Origin of the sequence: Thalassospira sp. TSL5-1, assembly GCF_001907695.1 — a bacterium.
Lineage (GTDB): Bacteria > Pseudomonadota > Alphaproteobacteria > Rhodospirillales > Thalassospiraceae > Thalassospira.
Window position 1 is genome coordinate 1,848,223 of record NZ_KV880637.1, and the last position, 20,430, is coordinate 1,868,652.

The 20,430-nt window shown below is 52.8% G+C and carries 19 protein-coding genes and 2 tRNA genes; 1 reads left to right on the plus strand and 20 read right to left on the minus strand.

Annotated features, from left to right (window positions below; all coding sequences use genetic code 11):
• Positions 1 to 46: 46 nt before the first annotated feature.
• From LF95_RS08755 to LF95_RS08835, 17 genes are all read right to left on the minus strand, one after another.
• Entirely contained in the window at positions 47 to 1,720 is a 1,674-nt protein-coding gene (locus LF95_RS08755) for a ribonuclease J (protein WP_174560996.1), read from the minus strand.
• A gap of 182 nt (positions 1,721 to 1,902) precedes the next feature.
• Positions 1,903 to 2,661 carry a biotin--[acetyl-CoA-carboxylase] ligase gene (locus LF95_RS08760; protein ID WP_073954576.1) on the minus strand — a complete coding sequence of 253 codons (759 nt, stop codon included), beginning with the start codon at positions 2,659 to 2,661 and terminating at the stop codon, positions 1,903 to 1,905.
• Position 2,662: 1 nt separating this feature from the next.
• Complete coding sequence (gene nuoN / locus LF95_RS08765) at positions 2,663 to 4,102, minus strand: NADH-quinone oxidoreductase subunit NuoN (RefSeq protein WP_371440811.1); 1,440 nt, start codon at positions 4,100 to 4,102, stop codon at positions 2,663 to 2,665.
• An 11-nt stretch (positions 4,103 to 4,113) separates the two neighbouring features.
• Positions 4,114 to 5,631, minus strand: coding sequence for an NADH-quinone oxidoreductase subunit M (locus tag LF95_RS08770; protein WP_073954578.1), 1,518 nt, complete (start codon positions 5,629 to 5,631; stop codon positions 4,114 to 4,116).
• A gap of 6 nt (positions 5,632 to 5,637) precedes the next feature.
• On the minus strand, positions 5,638 to 7,638 hold the full coding sequence (gene nuoL, locus LF95_RS08775; protein WP_073954579.1) for an NADH-quinone oxidoreductase subunit L: 2,001 nt from the start codon (positions 7,636 to 7,638) through the stop codon (positions 5,638 to 5,640).
• 10 nt (positions 7,639 to 7,648) lie between these two features.
• On the minus strand, positions 7,649 to 7,957 hold the full coding sequence (gene nuoK, locus LF95_RS08780; RefSeq protein WP_022732390.1) for an NADH-quinone oxidoreductase subunit NuoK: 309 nt from the start codon (positions 7,955 to 7,957) through the stop codon (positions 7,649 to 7,651).
• Entirely contained in the window at positions 7,957 to 8,565 is a 609-nt protein-coding gene (locus LF95_RS08785) for an NADH-quinone oxidoreductase subunit J (protein ID WP_073954580.1), read from the minus strand. Before LF95_RS08785 ends, nuoK begins: the two co-directional genes overlap by 1 nt.
• A gap of 79 nt (positions 8,566 to 8,644) precedes the next feature.
• Positions 8,645 to 9,133: an NADH-quinone oxidoreductase subunit NuoI gene (nuoI, locus tag LF95_RS08790; RefSeq protein WP_073954581.1), complete on the minus strand. Its 489-nt coding sequence runs from the start codon at positions 9,131 to 9,133 to the stop codon at positions 8,645 to 8,647.
• A 31-nt stretch (positions 9,134 to 9,164) separates the two neighbouring features.
• Entirely contained in the window at positions 9,165 to 10,178 is a 1,014-nt protein-coding gene (gene nuoH / locus LF95_RS08795) for an NADH-quinone oxidoreductase subunit NuoH (protein WP_073954582.1), read from the minus strand.
• A 91-nt stretch (positions 10,179 to 10,269) separates the two neighbouring features.
• A complete protein-coding gene (gene nuoG / locus LF95_RS08800; protein ID WP_073954583.1) occupies positions 10,270 to 12,330 on the minus strand; it encodes an NADH-quinone oxidoreductase subunit NuoG in 2,061 nt (686 codons plus the stop codon).
• A gap of 27 nt (positions 12,331 to 12,357) precedes the next feature.
• A complete protein-coding gene (gene nuoF, locus LF95_RS08805) occupies positions 12,358 to 13,638 on the minus strand; it encodes an NADH-quinone oxidoreductase subunit NuoF (RefSeq protein ID WP_073954584.1) in 1,281 nt (426 codons plus the stop codon).
• A gap of 1 nt (position 13,639) precedes the next feature.
• A complete protein-coding gene (nuoE, locus tag LF95_RS08810; protein WP_073954585.1) occupies positions 13,640 to 14,302 on the minus strand; it encodes an NADH-quinone oxidoreductase subunit NuoE in 663 nt (220 codons plus the stop codon).
• A complete protein-coding gene (locus LF95_RS08815; protein ID WP_073954586.1) occupies positions 14,299 to 15,477 on the minus strand; it encodes an NADH-quinone oxidoreductase subunit D in 1,179 nt (392 codons plus the stop codon). The genes nuoE and LF95_RS08815 overlap by 4 nt, the downstream gene beginning before the upstream one ends.
• Positions 15,477 to 16,106 (minus strand): NADH-quinone oxidoreductase subunit C, encoded by a 630-nt coding sequence (locus LF95_RS08820; RefSeq protein ID WP_073954587.1) that lies wholly within the window; start codon positions 16,104 to 16,106, stop codon positions 15,477 to 15,479. The genes LF95_RS08815 and LF95_RS08820 overlap by 1 nt, the downstream gene beginning before the upstream one ends.
• A gap of 20 nt (positions 16,107 to 16,126) precedes the next feature.
• On the minus strand, positions 16,127 to 16,669 hold the full coding sequence (locus LF95_RS08825; RefSeq protein ID WP_073954588.1) for a NuoB/complex I 20 kDa subunit family protein: 543 nt from the start codon (positions 16,667 to 16,669) through the stop codon (positions 16,127 to 16,129).
• The gene (locus LF95_RS08830) at positions 16,660 to 17,025 is read right to left on the minus strand and encodes an NADH-quinone oxidoreductase subunit A (RefSeq protein ID WP_073954589.1); all 366 of its coding nucleotides are present in this window, start codon (positions 17,023 to 17,025) and stop codon (positions 16,660 to 16,662) included. Before LF95_RS08830 ends, LF95_RS08825 begins: the two co-directional genes overlap by 10 nt.
• Positions 17,026 to 17,299: 274 nt before the next feature.
• Positions 17,300 to 17,376 (minus strand) — tRNA-Asp (locus tag LF95_RS08835).
• A gap of 299 nt (positions 17,377 to 17,675) precedes the next feature.
• Between LF95_RS08835 and fliG the strand changes: the two genes are divergently transcribed.
• Positions 17,676 to 18,695: a flagellar motor switch protein FliG gene (fliG, locus tag LF95_RS08840; RefSeq protein ID WP_073954590.1), complete on the plus strand. Its 1,020-nt coding sequence runs from the start codon at positions 17,676 to 17,678 to the stop codon at positions 18,693 to 18,695.
• Positions 18,696 to 18,854: 159 nt separating this feature from the next.
• Here fliG and LF95_RS08845 read toward each other — a convergent pair whose 3' ends face one another.
• The 3 genes from LF95_RS08845 to LF95_RS08855 all read right to left on the minus strand — a co-directional run bounded on the left by LF95_RS08845 (position 18,855) and on the right by LF95_RS08855 (position 20,179).
• Positions 18,855 to 19,604 carry a hypothetical protein gene (locus tag LF95_RS08845; RefSeq protein ID WP_143181971.1) on the minus strand — a complete coding sequence of 250 codons (750 nt, stop codon included), beginning with the start codon at positions 19,602 to 19,604 and terminating at the stop codon, positions 18,855 to 18,857.
• Positions 19,605 to 19,719: 115 nt separating this feature from the next.
• Positions 19,720 to 19,796 (minus strand) — tRNA-Val (locus LF95_RS08850).
• Positions 19,797 to 19,906: 110 nt separating this feature from the next.
• Positions 19,907 to 20,179 carry an HU family DNA-binding protein gene (locus LF95_RS08855; protein ID WP_008891813.1) on the minus strand — a complete coding sequence of 91 codons (273 nt, stop codon included), beginning with the start codon at positions 20,177 to 20,179 and terminating at the stop codon, positions 19,907 to 19,909.
• Positions 20,180 to 20,430: the final 251 nt, after the last annotated feature.

Consider the following 20,430-nt stretch of genomic DNA (forward strand, 5'->3'; position numbering starts at 1 on the left):
TCCCAAAGGGCATTCCCCAGAGACAATGTCCCGGACTATCCCTGCTTTATTCCTCTGTCACCCGCATCAAATGAACTTCAATCAACGGGCGCTTACCCTGTTTTTGACGAATGGGACGACGCACCGCCTGACGAATGGTCAAAATAACGGCAGAATCATCCAGCACTTCATCATCATCCAACTGATCGATCCGATTGCCAATTTCGGCGGCAAAGCGATCAAGCTGAACATCATCATTTTCTTCATCAAACAGACTGGGGGCTGTGATCATCGGATCACCAACCATTTCACCGAACTGGTTAAGAACAACCGTCACAAACATGACGCCATTCCACATGATCCGGTTACGGTTGCGAATAGTATTGGAATCCCGCTTGATCAGACGTCCGCCATCCAGGCACAAAATACCAGTTTCAACTTCGTCAATCACACTGGCAAAACCCGGCGAAAGACGAATAACCGTGCCATCATGGGGAATAACTGTTTCCGGCACCTGACATTCGCGCGCGAGACTTGCCTGCTCGCGCAAATGGCGCGGTTCGCCATGCACAGGCACCAGGATTTTGGGCCGTGTCAGTTGATACATGCGCGCCAAATCCGCCCGCCCGGGATGGCCGGACACATGGATCGGTTCATCCCGCGCCGTAATGACATTGATGCCACGTTTGATCAGCGTGTTTTGAATGAAACCGATGGATTTTTCATTGCCCGGAATTTCCCGGGCGGAAAATACAACCGTATCACCGGCATCAAGCTCGATGGTTGGATGATCGCCCCGCGCGATGCGGGCCATCGCCGCCCGCGGCTCGCCCTGCGAACCGGTGCAAATCAGCAGTACCTGATCCTTGGGCACTTCCATCGCATCTTCGTCAGACAACAGGTTGGGATAGCCCGTAAGATATCCCACCTTCTTGGCTGCCTCGGTAACACGGCGCATCGACCGCCCCGCCAACGCGACACAACGGCCTGTTTCATGTGCCGCTTCAATAATGGATTGAATACGCGCCACGTTGGTTGCAAAGCAGGCAACTGCGATCCGTCCGGTTGGTATTTTGGCAAACAGATCAATCAGATTACGCGCAACCTCGCCTTCGGACCCGGTTTCGCCATGTGAAAAAACATTTGTCGAATCACAAACCAGCGCATTTACACCCTCGTCACCCAAGGCTTCGAGTTTGGCGACATCCGGTTCGGTTCCGATTTGCGGATCATGATCGAACTTCCAGTCACCGGTATGCACGACCAGTCCCTTGGGCGTTCTGATTGCCAGGGCATTTGGTTCCAGGATGGAATGGGTCATGGTGATCATTTCAATATCGAAATCACCAAGTTTGAACCGCGCGCCCAATTCGATCTCATGGATCGGAACCTGATCGGCAAAATCAGTTTCAGTCAGCTTGGCCCGCAAAAATTCAGCGGCAAAGGGGGTCGCATAAATCGGGCATTTCAGTCGCGGCCACAAATAGGGAATGGCCCCCAAATGGTCTTCATGGGCATGGGTCAGCACCAAGCCCAGAAGCTTGTCCTTGCGCGCCTCGATAAAGGATGGATCGGGCATGACAACATCAACACCAGGCAGCCCTTCCTCGCCAAAGGAGACGCCCATATCGATCATCAGCCAGCGGTCATTATAGCCATAAAGATTTAGGTTCATCCCGATCTCGCCGGAGCCACCCAGCGGGACAAACAGCAACTCGTCCTTTGGCAAAAACAAATCCACGAAACCTCTCATTTGCGATCAAGCCGTTAACCGTGATCAACGAAAAAACACATACGGCCTGTCAGGTAAAGCTTTTACGTTAATTGTCCGGCTTTGCTGTTTTCCAAGTCGTACTGATCAATCATCAAACACAAATCAAACAGGACATAAATATAGTAAATCACCACAAGCGACCTGAAAACTCAGCTTTTGAAAAACACTTCTCCAGCACCGATAATATGATCGAAACCCGCATCATCTTTTAAAATCAGCGAACCACTTTCATCAAGCCCAACGAAAGTCCCGGTTAATGTCTTTTCACTCAAACGCGCAACAAGAGGCTGCCCAAAACCATAGGCGCGCTCGAGCCACGCGTCGCGCACCGCTGTAAAGCCCGTTTCCAACCAGGTGGAATAGAGCACATCAAAACGCGAGACATAGGCAGCCACCAAATCCTCAATCTGAACGGCGGCCCCCAATTCAGCAAGCGAGGTTGAAGGACGTTCGGCATCTTCCGGATGAAACATTACATTCACCCCAGTACCAATCACAAGATAATCGGTATCCCTGCCCTGAGAAGACGCGCTTTCGAGCAAAATACCGCACAATTTGCGACCATCCACCATCAGGTCATTAGGCCATTTACAGGCGGGCTTCACCCTGCCTTCGGTGACGATATCAATCGCCTGGGCCATCGCAAGTGCAGCCAGGAAGGTCAGACGGGCAGAGTCCTGAAGCGGGCAATTTGGCCTTAGTAGCAAAGATAAAAACAGATTGCCGACTGGCGACTTCCATTCGCGCCCGCGACGGCCCCGCCCTGCCCGCTGTTGTGCAGCCAAAATAAGGGCGCCACCAGGGGCGCCCTTATCACCGAGGCGTTTTGCCTCGTCATTCGTACTGTCGATCACTTCGTGGAAATGCAGAACATACCCATCAGGAAGCCGCACGACAGGAACTGTCATATCAATTTCCAAACAGAGCCGACGCAGCAGCGGCGGCACTATCGGTCAACGGGTTCGGGAAGAACGCGAAAATCAGGATAATGATCGTAGCAAGCGCCATGATGACATTGAGTTCAGTACCGTTGCGATCAAAGCCTTCGACAGGTTCGTCAAAATACATGACCTTGATGACGCGCAGATAATAATAGGCACTGACAACCGAAGTCACGAGACCAATAACCGCCAGCGTTACCAGGCCGGAATCAACCGCAGCCTTAAAGACATAGAACTTACCAAAGAACCCGGCGAGCGGCGGAATACCAGCCATCGAGAACATTAGCAGCGCCATGACCGCAGCCATCAACGGTTTGGTGCGCGACAGGCCCGACAGATCGGCGATTTCTTCAACCATCCGGTCGTGGCGACGCATCGACAGGATCACGGCAAAAGTACCGAGATTCATGACGAGGTAAATGCCAAGATAAACCAGAATGGCCTGAACACCCGCTTCGGTACCAGCAGCAAGACCGACCAGCGCAAAACCAACGTGACCAATCGAGGAATAGGCCATCAGACGTTTGATATTGTTCTGACGCAGGGCCGCAAAAGACCCCCAGGCCATCGACAGGATCGAAATCAGAACAATGATCTGCTGCCAGTCGCTAACGACGCCGGCAAACGGCCCCAGGGCAACACGAACGAAAAGTGCCAAACCGGCAATTTTCGGTGCAACAGCAAAGAATGCCGTAACCGGGGTCGGCGCGCCTTCGTACACGTCCGGCGTCCACATATGGAACGGGGCCGCTGAGACCTTAAAGCACAGACCGGCAAAGATGAATGCCAGACCAACCAAGGTGCCAACCGACAACCCTCCATTGCTCACGGCATCGCCGATAACAGCAAAGCTGGTCGAACCGGTAAAGCCATAAACCATCGACATACCATAAAGCAGCATGCCCGATGCAATCGAACCCAGAACAAAATATTTAAGACCCGATTCCGTGGCACGAACGGTATCACGGCGGATGGCTGCAACCACATACAATGCCAGGCTCTGCAGTTCGAGACCGACATAAAGTGACAGCATGTCAGATGCTGACACCATCGCCATCATGCCAAGTGTTGCCAGCATCAGCAGGATCGGAAACTCGAAACGTGCCATACGCTCACGTTCGGCAAATTTCATGGACATAACCACGCCAACAGCCGAACCAACCAGGATCAGAACCTTACAAAAACGCGCAAACGGATCTGCCAGGAACTGGCCTGAAAATGCAGCACCACCCTCGCCCATGACCACAAGGACCAGGGCAATGATCATGGCACCAACAGCAGCCCAGGAGACCGTCCGGAACGAACGGTCCTTACCTGTAAAAACACCCAGCATCAGCAACGCAAGCGAAGCTACCGCCATAAAGATTTCGGGCAATGCCGCCCCGAGGTTGAGCATAGAATCTCCCATGTTCATTCCCCTCAATTCGCCGCAAGCTGCGCGGCATTTGCCGCAGCGGCCTGTGCCGTTTCAACTTGGTTGACCAAATGCAGAACCGATGCGTGCATGATGTCGAGGAAAGAACTCGGATAGATACCCATCCACAGAACCACCACAACAAGCGGGAGGAACAATGCCCATTCACGCGGGCTCATATCGAGGATGTTTTTGAGGTTTTCCTTTGTCAGGGCCCCAAATACGATCCGGCGATAGAGATAAAGCGCATATGCCGCACCAAGGATCAGACCGGTCGAGGCAAAGAACGCAACCCAGGTGTTGGCTTCAAAAGCCCCCAGCAACGTCAGGATTTCGCCCACGAAACCACCCGTGCCCGGCAGGCCGACAGATGCCATCGTAAAGAACATGAACGTCACCGCGTAACCCGGCATACGATGAACAAGGCCACCATAAGCATCGATTTCACGGGTGTGCATACGGTCGTAAACCACACCAACGCACAGGAACAATGCACCAGAAACCACACCGTGGCTCAACATCTGGAAGATTGAACCTTCCAGGCCATGCTGGTTGAAGGTGAACGCACCAACCGTCACGATACCCATATGGGCGACAGATGAATAAGCAATCAGCTTTTTCATGTCTTCCTGGGCCAAGGCCACCAGCGAGGTATAAATGATGGCAATGATCGAGAGCGTAAAGATCAGCGGAGCAAAGGTTTCAGATGCCAGCGGCAGCATCGGCAGTGAAAACCGCAAGAAACCATATCCCCCCATTTTCAGCAGCACACCAGCCAGAATAACGGAACCGGCCGTCGGTGCTTCAACGTGGGCATCAGGCAGCCAGGTATGGACCGGCCACATCGGCACCTTCACCGCGAAGGAAGCAAAGAAAGCAAGCCACATCCAAAGCTGCGCCTGATAGCTGAAGGTATGCGTCATCAGGGTCGGAATATCGCTGGTGCCGGCATCGAAATACATCGCCATCAGCGCAACCAGCATCAGTACAGAGCCCAGCAGCGTATAAAGGAACAGCTTGAAAGCTGCATATACGCGGCGTGGTCCGCCCCAGACACCGATGATGATAAACATCGGGATCAGCACACCTTCGAAGAAGATGTAGAACAGCATGGCATCAAGCGAACTGAACATGCCCACCATCATGGTTTCAAGAACCAGGAAGGCAATCATGTATTCCTTGACCCGTTTCTGAACGGCTTCCCAGGCGGAAAGAATACAGATCGGCGTCAGGAAGGTCGCAAGAATGACGAACAGCATCGAAATGCCGTCCACACCCATGTGATAGGACACGTTCAGCCCCGGCATCCATTCCGTCTTTTCGACGAACTGGAAGTCGGCAGTTGTTGTGTCAAAGTTGATCCACAGCATCAGCGATGCAAGGAAGGTAAAACCAGACGTCCACAGCGCGACCCAGCGCGAATTGCGGGCGACATTCGCTTCTTCACCGGGAATCAGGAGGATAAAAAACGCTCCCAATAGCGGTAAAAAAGTGATGATCGAAAGAATTGGCCAATCACTCATCGCCCGTTAACCCATCTTCCAGATTGTGTAAGACACCAAGGCTGCAATGCCGATCAGCATGGCAAACGCATAGTGGTAAACAAAGCCGCTCTGAAGGGTGCTGATACGCCGTGCAATGTTACGGCAAGCCGCAGCAACACCATCCGGGCCAACACCGTCGATCAGTGCGCCGTCACCGGCTTTCCAGAACCCGCGACCCAGCGCAAATGCCGGCTTCACAAAAATCGCGTCATACAGTTCGTCGAAATACCATTTGTTGAGCAGGAAGCGATAAATACCGTTGAAGGTATTTGCCAGCATCCGCGGCAGCGACGGAACCAGACGATACATCAGAACTGCGAGTGCCAAACCGAGCATCATGGCAACAAAAGGTGCCATTTTGACCCACTCGGGAACGTGATGCGAATGTTCAAGCGCCTGATGGTTTTCAGCAACGAAGATCGCGCCATTCCAGAAGGACAGCATTTCTTCGTAATTGCCCCCAAACCAGTTCACGGCAAACCAGCCGGCAAACACGGCACCGACAGCAAGGATCAGCAACGGAACCGTCATGACAGCAGGGCTTTCATGAACATGTGCCATCGTGCGCTCATCAGCGCGCGGTGCGCCAAAGAAGGTCATGAAAATCAGACGCCAGCTATAGAACGACGTCATAAAGGCTGCGATCACGCCCATCCAGAAGGCATAAAGGCCAACACTGGTATGTGCTGCAAACGCGCTTTCAATAATCATGTCTTTGGAATAATAGCCCGCAAAGCCCGGAACACCGGTAATGGCAAGCGTACCAATGATCATGACACCAAAGGTCAGCGGAACCATTTTCCAGATACCGCCCATCTTGCGCATATCCTGTTCATCGGACATGGCATGAATAACGGAACCGGCACTCAGGAACAGCAATGCCTTGAAGAAACCATGTGTCATCAGGTGGAACACGCCAGCACTGTAGGCAGAAACGCCACAGGCAAAGAACATGTAACCAAGCTGCGAACAGGTCGAATAGGCAATGACGCGCTTGATGTCGTTCTGAACACAGCCGATAGTGGCGGCAAAGAAAGCCGTAGTGGCACCAACAACCGTGACAATCGCAAGCGTGGTTTCGGCATATTCAAAGATCGGCGACAGACGCGCAACCATGAAAACACCCGCCGTCACCATCGTTGCCGCGTGAATAAGGGCGGAAACCGGTGTCGGACCTTCCATCGCATCGGGCAGCCAGGTATGCAGCCCCAACTGGGCCGATTTACCCATTGCACCGATAAACAACAGGAAAGTTGCAATATTTAGCGCCGAAAAGTCATGGCCAAGGAAAACCAGGGTCGAGCCGGAGATTTCTTCAGCATTGGCAAAAATCGTGTCGAACTGGACGGTACCAAACAGCACATAAACCGCAAAGATACCCAGCGCGAAACCAAAGTCACCCACACGGTTGACGATAAAGGCCTTCATCGCGGCGGAAGATGCCGACGGCTTGGAATACCAGAAACCGATCAGAAGGTAGGATGCAAGCCCCACCCCTTCCCAGCCAAAGAACAGCTGGATCAGGTTGTCTGCAGTAACAAGCATCAACATCGCAAAGGTAAACAGCGACAGATAAGCCATGAAACGGGGCTTGTCCGGGTCATGCGACATATAGCCGATGGAATAAATATGTACCATCGACGAAACGCCGGTCACCACAATCAGCATCACGCAAGTCAGCGTATCAAAACGCAGCGACCAGTTGGCGGTAAAATCGCCCGAGCTGATCCAGGTAAAAAGGTCCAGCGTAACCGGGTTGCCGTTCAGGGCAACCTCAATAAACGCCGCAACGGAAAGTGCTGCCGCAATCACCACGCCCGCGACCGTAACAAGCTGCGAGAGACGGTCAGTCGTGGAAACCCCGTGATGATGATCATCGTGATGATGCGCAGCAGGAGCATTGGCGGTCTTCATCGCCCCAAACAGGGTGATCAGACCGGCAATAATCGCCGCAATAAGGGGCAGAAAAACGATCAGAGCATACATAATCTGTGCCTTACCCCTTCATCATGTTGATGTCTTCAACCGCGATGGTGCCGCGATTACGGAAATAAACCACCAGGATCGCAAGGCCAATCGCGGCTTCAGCAGCCGCAACAGTCAGCACGAAAATGGTGAAAACCTGGCCAACCAGATCGCCCAGAAAGGACGAAAAGGCGACAAAATTGATGTTGACTGCCAGCAGCATCAGTTCGATCGACATCATGATGATGATGACGTTTTTCCGGTTCATGAAGATACCGAAAATCCCGAGGGTAAACAGGATGGCGGCGACAGTCAGGTAATGAGCAAGTCCGATTTCCATCAGATCCCCCTACCGACTGGTACTTTTTTGATTTCAAGGGTCTCGGCGCGCTGGCGCTGGACCTGCTGGGAAATATTCTGCCGACGTACACCTTCACGATGGCGCAGGGTCAGGACGATTGCACCAATCATGGCGGTCAGCAACACCAGACCGGCTGCCTGGAAGATATAGGCATAGTCAGTGTAAAGAAGCATGCCCAGCGCATTGATATTGTTCATATCCGCCGGTATTGGCTGGGCAATTGCCGCCATCTTGGCATCGGTCATAACCCAACCGCCACCAACAAAGGCCAATTCGACAAACAATACCGCCGCAACCAGAACACCGATCGGCAGATAGCTCAGAAAGCCTTCACGCATTTCGACAAAATTAATGTCGAGCATCATGACGACGAACATGAACAAAACCGCGATCGCGCCGACATAAACGACGACCAGAAGCATGGCGAGAAATTCAGCGCCGAGCAGAACAAAAAGCCCTGCGGCGTTGAAGAACGTCAAAATAAGAAACAACACCGAATGAACCGGGTTGCGCACAGTTACCACCATTGCGGCAGAGATAACTGCGATAATGGCAAACAGATAGAAAGCCAAAGCCTGTACGACCATAAGGTACCCCCTTGGCGAAACGCCCCCGCACTGGCGGAAGGCGATCCATGAACTTTATCCAAACGATCAGACGCGACACTTACCGATAAGGTGCGTCTGCCTCCAATCGTGCAGCAAGCTCGGCTTCCCAACGCTCGCCATTTTCAAGAAGCTTGTCTTTATCATAAAGAAGCTCCTCGCGGTTTTCGGTTGCGAACTCGAAGTTCGGACCTTCGACGATGGCATCCACCGGGCAGGCTTCCTCGCAGAAACCGCAATAGATGCACTTCGTCATATCAATATCGTAGCGCGTTGTCCGGCGTGATCCGTCAAGGCGCGGCTCTACCTCAATGGTAATGGCCTGCGCCGGGCAGATCGCTTCGCACAGCTTGCAGGCGATGCAACGCTCTTCCCCGTTCGGGTAACGGCGCAAGGCATGTTCGCCACGGAAACGCGGGCTGAGCGGACCTTTTTCATACGGATAATTCAGCGTCACCTTCGGCTTGAACATATATTTGAAGGTGAGCGCCATACCGGAAAGCAGTTCCACCAGCAGGAAACTCCGGGCCGTCCGATCTATAAATGACATCGTTTACCTCTCTCTTTCCGATGCGCGGCGATCAGGCCGGGACTTTGTCGAAAACAACCAGGAACGTGGCAACCAGCATGACCCAGGCGAAAGACAGCGGAAGAAAAATCTTCCAGCCCAAACGCATAAGCTGGTCATAGCGGTAACGCGGGAAAGTGGCACGTACCCAGAGGAAAATGAACAAAACCATGCAGATCTTGAAGATGAACCACAGCGGACCGGGAATGAAATCCAGGAATGGCAACGGCGCCTGCCAGCCACCCAAAAACAGGGTCGCGCAAAGGCCGCTCATCAAAATCATGTTGGCATATTCACCAAGGAAGAACAGCGCAAAGGTCATGGCCGAATAATCGACGTTATACCCCGACACAAGCTCGGCTTCCGCTTCGGGAAGGTCGAACGGGGCGCGGTTCGTTTCTGCGAGGATCGAGACAATGAAGATCACGAACATCGGCAGGTGGTAAATAAAGTTCCAGTTCCAGATACCGCCCGACTGCGCATGAACGATGTCCGTCAGATTCAGTGACCCGGTGGTCAGCAGAACCGAAATAATGATCAGGCCGATCGAAATTTCGTAAGACACCATCTGCGCTGCGGAACGCAAAGCGCCCAGAAAGGCGTATTTGGAGTTGGATGACCAGCCCGCCATCACGATGCCGTAAACACCAAGCGACGAAATAGCGAACAGGTAAAGAATGCCAACATTCAGGTTGGAAATTACCAGCCCTTCGCCAAACGGGATAACTGCCCAAGCGACCAGAGCGAGAATGAAGGTCAACATCGGCGCAATAAGAAAGACAACCTTATTCGCGCTGGTCGGAATGACCGTTTCCTTCAAAAACAGCTTCAGACCGTCTGCCAGCGGCTGCAACAGGCCAAAAGGCCCAACGACGTTCGGGCCTTTGCGCATTTGCATGGCGCCAATCACCTTGCGTTCAGCATAGGTGAGATAGGCAACAGCAATCAGCAAGGGAAGCACGATCGCCAGGATTTTAGCGACGATCCAAATTCCTGGCTGAATATATCCGTCCCAAAGAAGTTCCATCGGTCAAACCGTATCTTTTGCGTTTGGTCCCGTAAGCGGGACATCCCCTAGCGAGAGAAGGCGACGGTTCCCCGCCGCCTGTTTCCCGAACTCAGGCAACCTTTCCGGCAGCCGCATCCTTGACGAAGGCTTCAGTACATTTAGCCATCGTCACCGATGCCCGGCTGATCGGGTCGGTCATGTAAAAATTGCGAACCGGCGACGCAAAGCCTTCCGACTTCATCACACCAGCCTTGCCAAATTCGCCCCATGCCGCTTTACGCGTTACATTAACGGAACCGAACACATCGTTGATTTCAACCATGCGGGCACGAACCGACTCAATGTTGTCATAAGGCAGGGTCAGGCCAAGACTTGCCGAAAGCGCACGAATGATCTTCCAGTCTTCACGGGCATCCCCGACCGGGAATACTGCGCGCCAGCCATACTGAACACGGCCTTCCGTATTGACATAGGTCCCATTCTTTTCGGTGTAAGCCGCACCGGGCAGAATAACATCTGCAACCTGTGCACCGGCATCACCCAGACAGCCCTGATAAATCACAAAGGCATTTTTCAGCTTGGACATGTCGAGCTCATCTGCACCAAGCAGATAAACAATTTCGACATCGCCTTTTGCCGCACCGTCAAGAATGTCATTCGTTGCAAGGCCACCCTCGCCCGGCACAAAGCCAAGGTCAAGGCCACCAACGCGGGCAGCTGCCGTATGCAGAACGTTGAAGCCATTCCACTCGCCTGCAACAAGGCCGTATTTGTCGGCAATCGCACGCGCGGTTGCCAAAACAGCTTCGCCGTCTTCGCGGTTCAGTGCGCCCATACCAAGAATGATCATCGGTTTGACGGCCGTTTCCAGAACCTTGGCAAAGTCGTTTTTGCCATCCAGGATTTCCGAAAGCGTTTCCGGACCAGCACCGAGATAGTCATGCTTGAAGGTCGGATCCCAGTTTTCACCGACAATGCCCAAACGGAAATCACCGGCGGTCATGCGCCAGCGTTTGCGCAAACGGGAATTAATGATCGGCGCTTCGGCACGAACATTCGCCCCCACAACCAGGCACGCATCCGCCTCTTCAATACCGGCAATCGTGCTGTTGAAGATGTAAGACAAACGCGGGCCACCAACCTTCGATCCATCCTGGCGGCAATCAATATTGGCCGAACCAAGCTTGCCCATCAGGTCTTTCAGCGCGGTCATGGATTCGCAATCAACTGTATCACCGGCAAGGGCGGCAATTTTCTTGCCATCCAGCCCGGATACCTTTTCCTTGATCGCGGCAAAGGCTTCGTCCCAGCTTGCCGGAGCAAGCTTGCCATTCACGCGAACATACGGACGATCAAGACGCTGACGCTTAAGACCATCAATGGCGTAACGGGTTTTGTCCGAAATCCATTCTTCGTTGATCTCTTCGTTCAGACGCGGCAAAACGCGCAGAACTTCCGAGCCACGGGCATCAATGCGAATGTTCGAGCCAACAGCGTCCATCACATCAACGCTGTCAGTTTTCTTCAATTCCCATGGACGTGCAGTAAACGCATAGGGTTTGGAGGTCAATGCGCCAACCGGGCACAGATCCACAAGGTTACCCGACATTTCGGAATTGATGCTGGCTTCAATGTAAGGGCCGACCTCGGTATCTTCACCGCGATAAACCGCCCCCATCGTGCCAACACCAGCAACTTCCTCCGAGAAACGAACGCAACGGGTGCAATGGATGCAACGGGTCATGATCGTTTTAACGATCGGTCCCAGTTCCTTGTCCTTCACCGCACGTTTTTTCTCGGCATAGCGCGACGCGTCAAAACCATAGGCCATTGCCTGGTCCTGAAGGTCACATTCACCACCCTGGTCACAAATCGGGCAATCCAGCGGATGGTTGATCAGCAGGAATTCCATCACGCCATTGCGTGCCTTTTTCACAAGGTCAGAATCCGTTTTGATGACCATTCCGTCAGCTGCCGGCATGGCGCAAGATGCAACCGGCTTCGGCGCACGCTCCATTTCGACCAGGCACATGCGGCAGTTACCGGCAATCGACAGGCGTTCGTGATAACAGAAACGGGGAATTTCCTTACCCGCTTCTTCACAGGCCTGAAGAACTGTCGCTCCGGCTTCTACTTCGACTTCGATACCGTCAACTGTCAGTTTCGGCATGTCTCAATCCCTCTCAACAGGCCTCTCTCAGGCCGCGATCCGTGCGCGATATTCCTTGATCCGGCGTTCCATTTCGGGACGGAAATTACGGATCAAACCCTGGATCGGCCATGCGGCAGCGTCACCAAGCGCACAAATGGTGTGGCCTTCGACCTGTTTGGTCACGTCCCACAAAAGGTCGATTTCATCAAGTGTGGCCTCGCCACGCACCATGCGCTGCATCATACGCATCATCCAGCCCGTGCCTTCACGGCAAGGGGTGCACTGACCACAGCTTTCATGTTTGTAGAATTCGGAAAGGCGGGCAATCGCGTAAACAATGTCGGTCGACTTGTCCATCACGATCACCGCAGCAGTCCCAAGGCCCGAGCCAACCTCGCGAAGCGCGTCAAAGTCCATCAGGACATCATCACACACGTCCTTGGTCAGAACCGGGACCGAAGACCCGCCCGGAATAACCGCAAGCAGGTTATCCCAGCCACCCCGAACACCACCACAATGACGTTCAATCAGCTCACGGAGCGGAATGCTCATGGCTTCTTCAACGGTGCAGGGCTTTTCAACATGACCCGAAATGGCAAACAGCTTTGTCCCATGGTTTTTTTCACGACCAAAACTTGAGAACCAGGCCCCGCCACGACGCAGAATTTCAGGAACAGCCGCGATCGATTCGACGTTGTTCACCGTCGTCGGGCAGCCATACAAACCGGCATTTGCCGGGAATGGCGGCTTCAGGCGCGGCTGACCCTTTTTACCTTCAAGGCTTTCGATCAGCGCGGTTTCTTCACCACAGATATAGGCCCCAGCACCAAGATGCAGGTAAAGATCGAAATCCCACCCCGACCCACAGGCATTTTTGCCAATCAGGCCAGCATCATAGGCTTCGTCAATCGCGCGCTGCAGGTTCGATGCCTCGTGATAGAACTCACCACGAATATAAATATAGGCAGCGTGCGCCCGCATGGCGAAGCTGGCGAGCAGGCAGCCTTCAACCAGTGTATGCGGATCATTGCGCATGATCTCGCGGTCCTTACAGGTCCCCGGCTCGCCTTCGTCGGCATTTACAACCAGATAATGCGGACGACCATCCGATTCCTTGGGCATAAAGGACCATTTCAGGCCGGTCGGGAAACCAGCGCCGCCACGGCCGCGCATGCCCGATGCCTTCATTTCGTCAATGATCCAGTCCTGACCTTTTTCAATCAGGGCCCTGGTACCATCCCAGTTACCACGCGCCTGCGCGGCTTTCAGGCCAAAATCCTGAAACCCGTACAGGTTGGTAAAAATACGATCCTTGTCTTGCAGCATATCAGGCTTCCCCGTCTTTGGGTTCAGCAGGCTGATCTGCGGCACCACAGCCACAGAATGCTTTCAGAACCTTGGGACCATCAATCGGCTCACACCCACGACGGCCGCTTTGCGGTCCGGCCTTCGGTGTTTCGCCACGCTTGAGCATGTCGATAATATTCTTCGTGCTGTCGCTGGTCAGATCTTCGTAATAATCGTCGTTGATCTGCATCATCGGCGCATTCACACAGGCGCCAAGGCATTCAACTTCGATCAGAGTAAACTTGCCATCTTCGGTGGTTTCACCAATGCCGATGCCAAGTTCTTCCTTGCAGGTTTTGACGATATCCGACGACCCGCGCAGCCAGCACGGGGTCGTGGTGCAAACCTGAATAAAGTTCTGACCAACCGGTGCCAGGTTATACATGGTATAAAAGGTTGCAACTTCATAGACCCGAATTGCCGGCATTTCCAGCATGTCGGCAATATAGTCCATTGCAACTGTCGGCACCCAGTTCCCTTCGGTCTGGCGCTGTGCCAGATCCAGAAGCGGCATGGTGGCACTCTGCTGGCGGCCTTCCGGATATTTTGCGATAATTTTTTTCGCTTTTTCCAGATTTTCAGGCGTGAAAGCAAAGCTGGTCGGCTGAAGCTCGCGCGGAGCTGGTCTTCTTAAATGGCTCATCGGTCAATCTCACCGAAAACAATGTCAAGCGAACCGATATTGGCAACAACGTCTGCCAACATATGACCCTTCGACATGAAATCCATGCCTTGCAGGTGAGCAAATCCAGGGGCGCGAATCTTGCAGCGATACGGACGGTTCGAGCCATCCGACACCAGAAAAACGCCAAACTCACCTTTGGGGGCTTCCACAGCGGCATAACATTCTCCCGCCGGGACGTGGAAACCTTCGGTAAACAGCTTGAAGTGATGAATCAGGGCTTCCATCGACCGTTTCATGTCAGCACGGGCCGGCGGAGCCACCTTGTTATTCTGAACAATGACCGGGCCATCAGGCATTTTATCAATGACCTGGCGCATAATGCGCAGAGACTGGTTCATTTCTTCAAAACGAACCAGATACCGGTCATACACATCGCCGTATTTGCCAACGGGAATGTCAAAATCGAAATCTTCGTATGAATCGTAGGGCTGTGATTTACGCAAGTCCCACGCAATTCCCGATGCACGGATATTCGGCCCCGTAAAGCCCCAGTCAAAGGCTTCTTCCGCCGAAACAGTCCCGATTCCAACAGCACGCTGCTTGAAAATACGGTTGCCGGTCAGAACCCTGTCAAAGTCCTTGACGAAGTTCGGGAACTGGTCAATCCAGGCCGAAATATCTTCGAGAAGACCAGCAGGCAGATCGGCAGCAACACCACCGGGACGGAAATAGTTGGCATGAAGACGGGCGCCACAGGCACGCTCATAAAATTCCATGAGCTTTTCGCGTTCCTCAAAGCCCCACAAAAGCGGCGTCATCGCCCCGACGTCCAGCGCAAAGGTCGTCAGGTTGAGGATGTGGTTGAGAATACGGCCGATTTCCGCATACAGGACACGAATATACTGCGCGCGCTTCGGAACTTCGATCCCCATCAACTTTTCGATCGCCAGACAGAAGGCATGCTCCTGGTTCATCGGCGCGACATAGTCGAGACGGTCAAAATACGGCGTTGCCTGAACGTAGGTTTTATATTCGATCAGCTTTTCGGTCCCGCGATGCAAAAGACCGATATGCGGATCGGCGCGTTCAACAACTTCGCCGTCCATTTCAAGAACAAGACGCAAAACTCCGTGCGCCGCTGGGTGCTGCGGGCCGAAGTTAAGGGTCATATTTTTAATTTTCTGTTCGGACATCAGGCGTTGCCCTCCGCCTTTTCGTCACCCGGAAGAATGTTTTGCATTCCTTCCCACGGGCTCTCGAAATCAAAGTTACGGAAATCCTGCACCAGTTTCACCGGCTCATACACCACGCGCTTGCGTTCATCGTCATAACGCACTTCGACATAGCCCGTCAGCGGGAAGTCTTTGCGCAGCGGATGACCTTCAAAACCATAATCGGTCAGAATACGGCGGGGATCGGGGTGATCGGCAAAGAACACACCATACATGTCCCAGGTCTCACGCTCGAACCAGTCTGCGGCACTGTAAACGCCAACAGCGGTCGGAACCGGCGTTTCTTCATCCGTTGAGACCTTGACGCGAATGCGCAGGTTATGTTTGAGCGACAACAGGTGGTACACAACCTCGAAACGTTCGGCACGTTCCGGGTAATCCACACCACAAATGTCGATCAACTGCTTGAACAGACATCCCGCATCATCACGCAGGAAAGTCAGAACGCTGACAATAGACTCGCGTTTGACAACAACGGTCAGTTCGCCATAGCGATAAACCGTATCAATAACATCGGCACCAAAATGTGCCTTTAAAAGATCGCGAAGATCTTGCAGTGCTGCGCTATTATCGCTGAGCAATTCGCTCATGCTAGCCCCCTACTCTCGGATCAGCGTGACAGGACACCGGTACGGCGGATTTTTTTCTGCAACTGCAGAATACCGTAAATCAGCGCCTCGGCTGTCGGCGGGCAACCGGGGACATAAATATCGACCGGAACAACACGGTCACAACCGCGCACCACCGAATAGGAATAGTGATAATACCCGCCGCCATTGGCACACGAGCCCATCGAAATAACCCAGCGCGGCTCGGCCATCTGGTCGTAAACCTTGCGAAGAGCCGGCGCCATTTTGTTGGTCAGCGTCCCGGCAACAATCATCACGTCCGACTGACGCGGGCTGGGGCGGAAAACAACGCCATAGCGGTCCATGTCATAACGGGCGGCGGCAGCGTGCATCATTTCAACAGCACAGCAGGCCAGACCAAACGTCATTGGCCACATTGAGCCCGTGTTTGCCCAGGTGGCAAGTTTGTCAAGGCTGGCAAGGACAAAGCCCTTGTCATTCATCTCGTCAAACACGCCCTTAAGCAGCTGATCCTGGTCTTGACCAGGGGCCAAGGGGGCGCCTGTATTGGTGCTCACTCCCATTCCAGAGCTCCCTTCTTCCATTCATAGACAAAGCCGATTGTCAGCACTGCCAGGAAAATTACCATCGACAGGAAACCGAACGTTCCGATGTCGCCAAGGGTTACGGCCCACGGAAACAGGAAGGCAACTTCCAGATCGAAGATGATGAACAAGATTGCGACCAGGTAGAAGCGAACATCAAACTTGATGCGTGCATCTTCGAATGGCGAAAAGCCGCATTCATATGCAGACAGCTTTTCAGCATCCGGGGCCTGCTTGGCCAGAACCAGCGAAGCGATGATGATAACCGCCGAAAGACCGACGGCAATCCCGATGAAAATCAGGATCGGAAGATATTCCGAAAGAAGCTCTTGCATCTCTCTGACCTCTCAAGAACAGGTCTAACCAGAACCCGACCAGGTCCCCACCTAGCCCATAAGGGCGCACCTTAACGTATGCACCACACAAGTACCAGCCCCGGAGACATGTTTCCACATCACCGAGCCTCGAACTCATCTAATTTTTTGCCTTCTGCGGTCAATTTCAGGTCAGCCGAACGTCGCGAACGCGATCCACATTGTTGCATGGCAGCAAAAGGAACACGGGCAGGAAAGACGCAGCGCCCAAGAAAGAATGCAGTCGATGGCCGTTTGGCGGGAGCGACGGGACTTGAACCCGCGGCCTCCGGCGTGACAGGCCGGCGCTCGAACCAACTGAGCTACGCCCCCAAAACAGCCATCCTTCGGCGTGCTCTTGTTAGACCAGCCCCCTTGCTAAGTCAAGCTGATAGCATCGCTTTCAACCGCGTCGTGATTTCAAAGTATCCAGATCACCCAAAACGGAAATCATGCAGCAATTTTCAAGCCGTTTTGGCTTTGGTTTGAAATTGTCTAACGAGGCACGGTGCGAGAGGTCTTTTCATCTACGTGCTTAAGCCTTATAGATTTATTGACTGTTCGTAACGCATCCTTCACCAGAATGCGTTATCATGCAACGGATCTGGAATTGCTGACGGAGTGGGCTTTACGTGGGGCGCGTTAAAGAAGAATACCGGTCGCTTTCTGGACAGGAAAAAGCGGCGATCCTGATGCTGGCACTGGGGGAAGAGCATGCCTCCAAGATGTTTGCATTGATGGATGATGAAGAAATCAAGGAAATCTCGCAAACGATGTCCAGTCTTGGAACCATCAGTTCCAACATCGTTGAGCGCCTGTTTGTCGAATTTGCCGATCAGCTTTCGTCAACCGGTTCGCTTGTCGGTTCGTTTGATACGACTGAACGCCTGCTGACCAAGGTTCTACCTGAAGACCGCGTTAACAATATCATGGAAGAAATCCGTGGTCCGGCCGGTCGCACCATGTGGGACAAGCTTAATAACGTGAACGAAGCTGTTCTGGCGAACTATCTAAAAAATGAATATCCCCAAACAGTTGGCGTCGTTCTTTCAAAGCTGAAATCAACGCACTCTGCTGCTGTTTTGTCCCTATTGCCTGAAAACTTCTCGATGGAAGTCATCATGCGCATGCTGCGCATGGAGGCCGTTCAGAAAGAGGTACTGGACAATATTGAAAAAACCCTACGCACGGAATTCATGTCGAACCTTGCGCGCGGGTCGCGCGGGGACAACCATGAACTGATGGCCGATATTTTCAACAGCCTGGACCGTCAGAGCCAGGATCGATTCCTGACAGCCCTTGAAGAACGCAACCGCGACTCTGCCGAAAAGATCAAGGCATTGATGTTCACCTTCGAGGATCTTGCCCGGCTTGATAATAACGGTGTTCAGTCGCTGCTGCGCCAGGTTGAGAAAGACAAGCTTGCCCTTGCGCTCAAAGGCTCGACCGATGCGATGCGCGAACTTTTCTTCAAGAACATGTCGGAACGTGCCGGCAAGATGATGCGCGAAGATATGGACGCACTGGGCCCGGTTCGCCTGGCCGACGTCGAAGAATGTCAGATGATGATTGTCCAGCTTGCCAAAGAACTGGCAGCACAGGGACAGATCGTTATTTCCGAGGGTGGCGGCGAAGACGAAATGGTCTACTGACCCGACTATCCTGTTTACCGTTATACACAAAACCCTGCCGGATTACTCTGGCAGGGTTTTTCAATATCAGCAGACCTCTCCCCCTGCCCGGCCCGCACTGAATTTTCATAGATAGCCGATGCGAGCAGATTCGTTTTTGCCAACAGACGCAATAGCCATCTAACCCAAAATCAGAATCAATGCCGGCTCACCCAGTTTCTGTATTTTCCAAACAAGAGTCGTTTCGTCATCAACCGTATTACGTTCAGCTGCGTTATCTCGCCGCACATGTACGGTCGTCTTTACCGTAATTTTCCCATCAGGCACATATCCCATTGCCTGCAATGTATCCATATATTGCACGGGTACGGACCCGCCGCGGATTTCGACGGTTCGACTTTCCTCATGATACATCATCTGCAGGATTCGCGAGTTCCGCCGAACGAAATTAAATGTCTTCTCGGTCAGAATATTGCCCTTGCGATCATAACTGACATTAAAAACCCCACGTCCGGCATAGCTGGACGGGCCAAAGGCCGGGTCCCGTTCCAGATCATTCAGAATCTGCGCAGCACGCTTTTTTTCTTCTGCTGGCGCAACCTTGCCATCGAGCAAATCTTTAGCCAGAGCAGCCTGCCGCAATCGCCCTTTATAGGTGAAATGATAATCCCCGTTCCGTGCCAGTGTTAAATCGGCCGTGAAGCGTTCTGGAAGATAACAGCCCGATAGCGCGACAGTTAAAATCAGAAGCAATCCAGCAGCCTGTAATCGCCTGCAGGAACGCACCAGCCACGATAACCTGCAAAGATGATGCCCTAAAGAAACTTTGGCTACTGGTACAGCTTGAAACATCACCGGGTCCGGCCTCAAAACATGAACAAAGACGTGATGATGATTGCAGACCCGCCCCGCAATCGCCAGCCGAATCATCAAGCGGGTTTCACACAAGCGAGAAAAAGGCCATTGGAAAACAGTATACGGGGATTACGCGATAACTTGTTGTTCGCGCAAAAGAAAAAGGCGCCCGATTAGGGCGCCTTTTTCATGGTGGGTGATGAGAGATTCGAACTCCCGACCCTCTCGGTGTAAACGAGATGCTCTAACCAGCTGAGCTAATCACCCTTTTTTGTGTGCCCCGTTTTGCGGAAGCGAGCGGAACATAGCATGCTTTTTTTAAAATGCAATGCCGGTGACGCTGTCACCGGCATTTTTTTTAAAAAAGATGGTCAACCTTAGTTGACGGCATCCTTAAGGCCTTTACCAGCCTTGAATTTCGGCTGCTTAGAAGCCGGAATATCGATTTCTTCGCCGGTACGCGGATTGCGACCTTTGGAAGCTGCACGCGCAGCAACGGCAAAAGTACCGAAACCAACCAGACGAACTTCGTCGCCAGATTTCAAAGAATCGGTAATGGAATCGAATACAGCATCAACGGCTTTGGCAGCGTCTGCTTTAGACAGATCAGCTTTCGCGGCGACACTTCCAACGAGATCGTTTTTATTCACTTCCTGGCCCCCTTATTGGACGTTCGGAGTTATAAGGAAATTTGGTTTGCCCCAAACCTGTTACAGGCGCAATGTAAGCAGGTCGCCTACATGCCGTCAATCGGAGAGACGCAGTTTTCCGCCGTTTTTGCGGTTTTTTTGTCGTTTTTTCGCCTTTACAGCCCCTGACCTTTTGGTCTTGACCGATTCCTGTGCAAGTTATCCACAAAAAAACAGGGGCAGCAAAGCCGCCCCTGTCAAAAAGCCCAAGA

What these genes read in the sequence shown, in the direction of transcription:
- nuoH (WP_073954582.1), bottom strand. Translation starts at nt 10,178, where the DNA reads ATGGAACTTCTTTGGGACGGATATATTCAGCCAGGAATTTGGATCGTC.
- nuoE (WP_073954585.1), bottom strand. Translation starts at nt 14,302, where the DNA reads ATGAGCCATTTAAGAAGACCAGCTCCGCGCGAGCTTCAGCCGACCAGC.
- LF95_RS08845 (WP_143181971.1), bottom strand. Translation starts at nt 19,604, where the DNA reads ATGATTCGGCTGGCGATTGCGGGGCGGGTCTGCAATCATCATCACGTC.
- nuoK (WP_022732390.1), bottom strand. Translation starts at nt 7,957, where the DNA reads ATGGAAATCGGACTTGCTCATTACCTGACTGTCGCCGCCATCCTGTTT.
- nuoN (WP_371440811.1), bottom strand. Translation starts at nt 4,102, where the DNA reads ATGGGAGATTCTATGCTCAACCTCGGGGCGGCATTGCCCGAAATCTTT.
- LF95_RS08815 (WP_073954586.1), bottom strand. Translation starts at nt 15,477, where the DNA reads ATGTCCGAACAGAAAATTAAAAATATGACCCTTAACTTCGGCCCGCAG.
- nuoG (WP_073954583.1), bottom strand. Translation starts at nt 12,330, where the DNA reads ATGCCGAAACTGACAGTTGACGGTATCGAAGTCGAAGTAGAAGCCGGA.
- nuoL (WP_073954579.1), bottom strand. Translation starts at nt 7,638, where the DNA reads ATGTATGCTCTGATCGTTTTTCTGCCCCTTATTGCGGCGATTATTGCC.
- LF95_RS08830 (WP_073954589.1), bottom strand. Translation starts at nt 17,025, where the DNA reads ATGCAAGAGCTTCTTTCGGAATATCTTCCGATCCTGATTTTCATCGGG.
- nuoF (WP_073954584.1), bottom strand. Translation starts at nt 13,638, where the DNA reads ATGCTGCAAGACAAGGATCGTATTTTTACCAACCTGTACGGGTTTCAG.
- nuoI (WP_073954581.1), bottom strand. Translation starts at nt 9,133, where the DNA reads ATGTCATTTATAGATCGGACGGCCCGGAGTTTCCTGCTGGTGGAACTG.
- LF95_RS08825 (WP_073954588.1), bottom strand. Translation starts at nt 16,669, where the DNA reads ATGGGAGTGAGCACCAATACAGGCGCCCCCTTGGCCCCTGGTCAAGAC.
- LF95_RS08770 (WP_073954578.1), bottom strand. Translation starts at nt 5,631, where the DNA reads ATGAGTGATTGGCCAATTCTTTCGATCATCACTTTTTTACCGCTATTG.
- LF95_RS08760 (WP_073954576.1), bottom strand. Translation starts at nt 2,661, where the DNA reads ATGACAGTTCCTGTCGTGCGGCTTCCTGATGGGTATGTTCTGCATTTC.
- LF95_RS08820 (WP_073954587.1), bottom strand. Translation starts at nt 16,106, where the DNA reads ATGAGCGAATTGCTCAGCGATAATAGCGCAGCACTGCAAGATCTTCGC.
- LF95_RS08785 (WP_073954580.1), bottom strand. Translation starts at nt 8,565, where the DNA reads ATGGTCGTACAGGCTTTGGCTTTCTATCTGTTTGCCATTATCGCAGTT.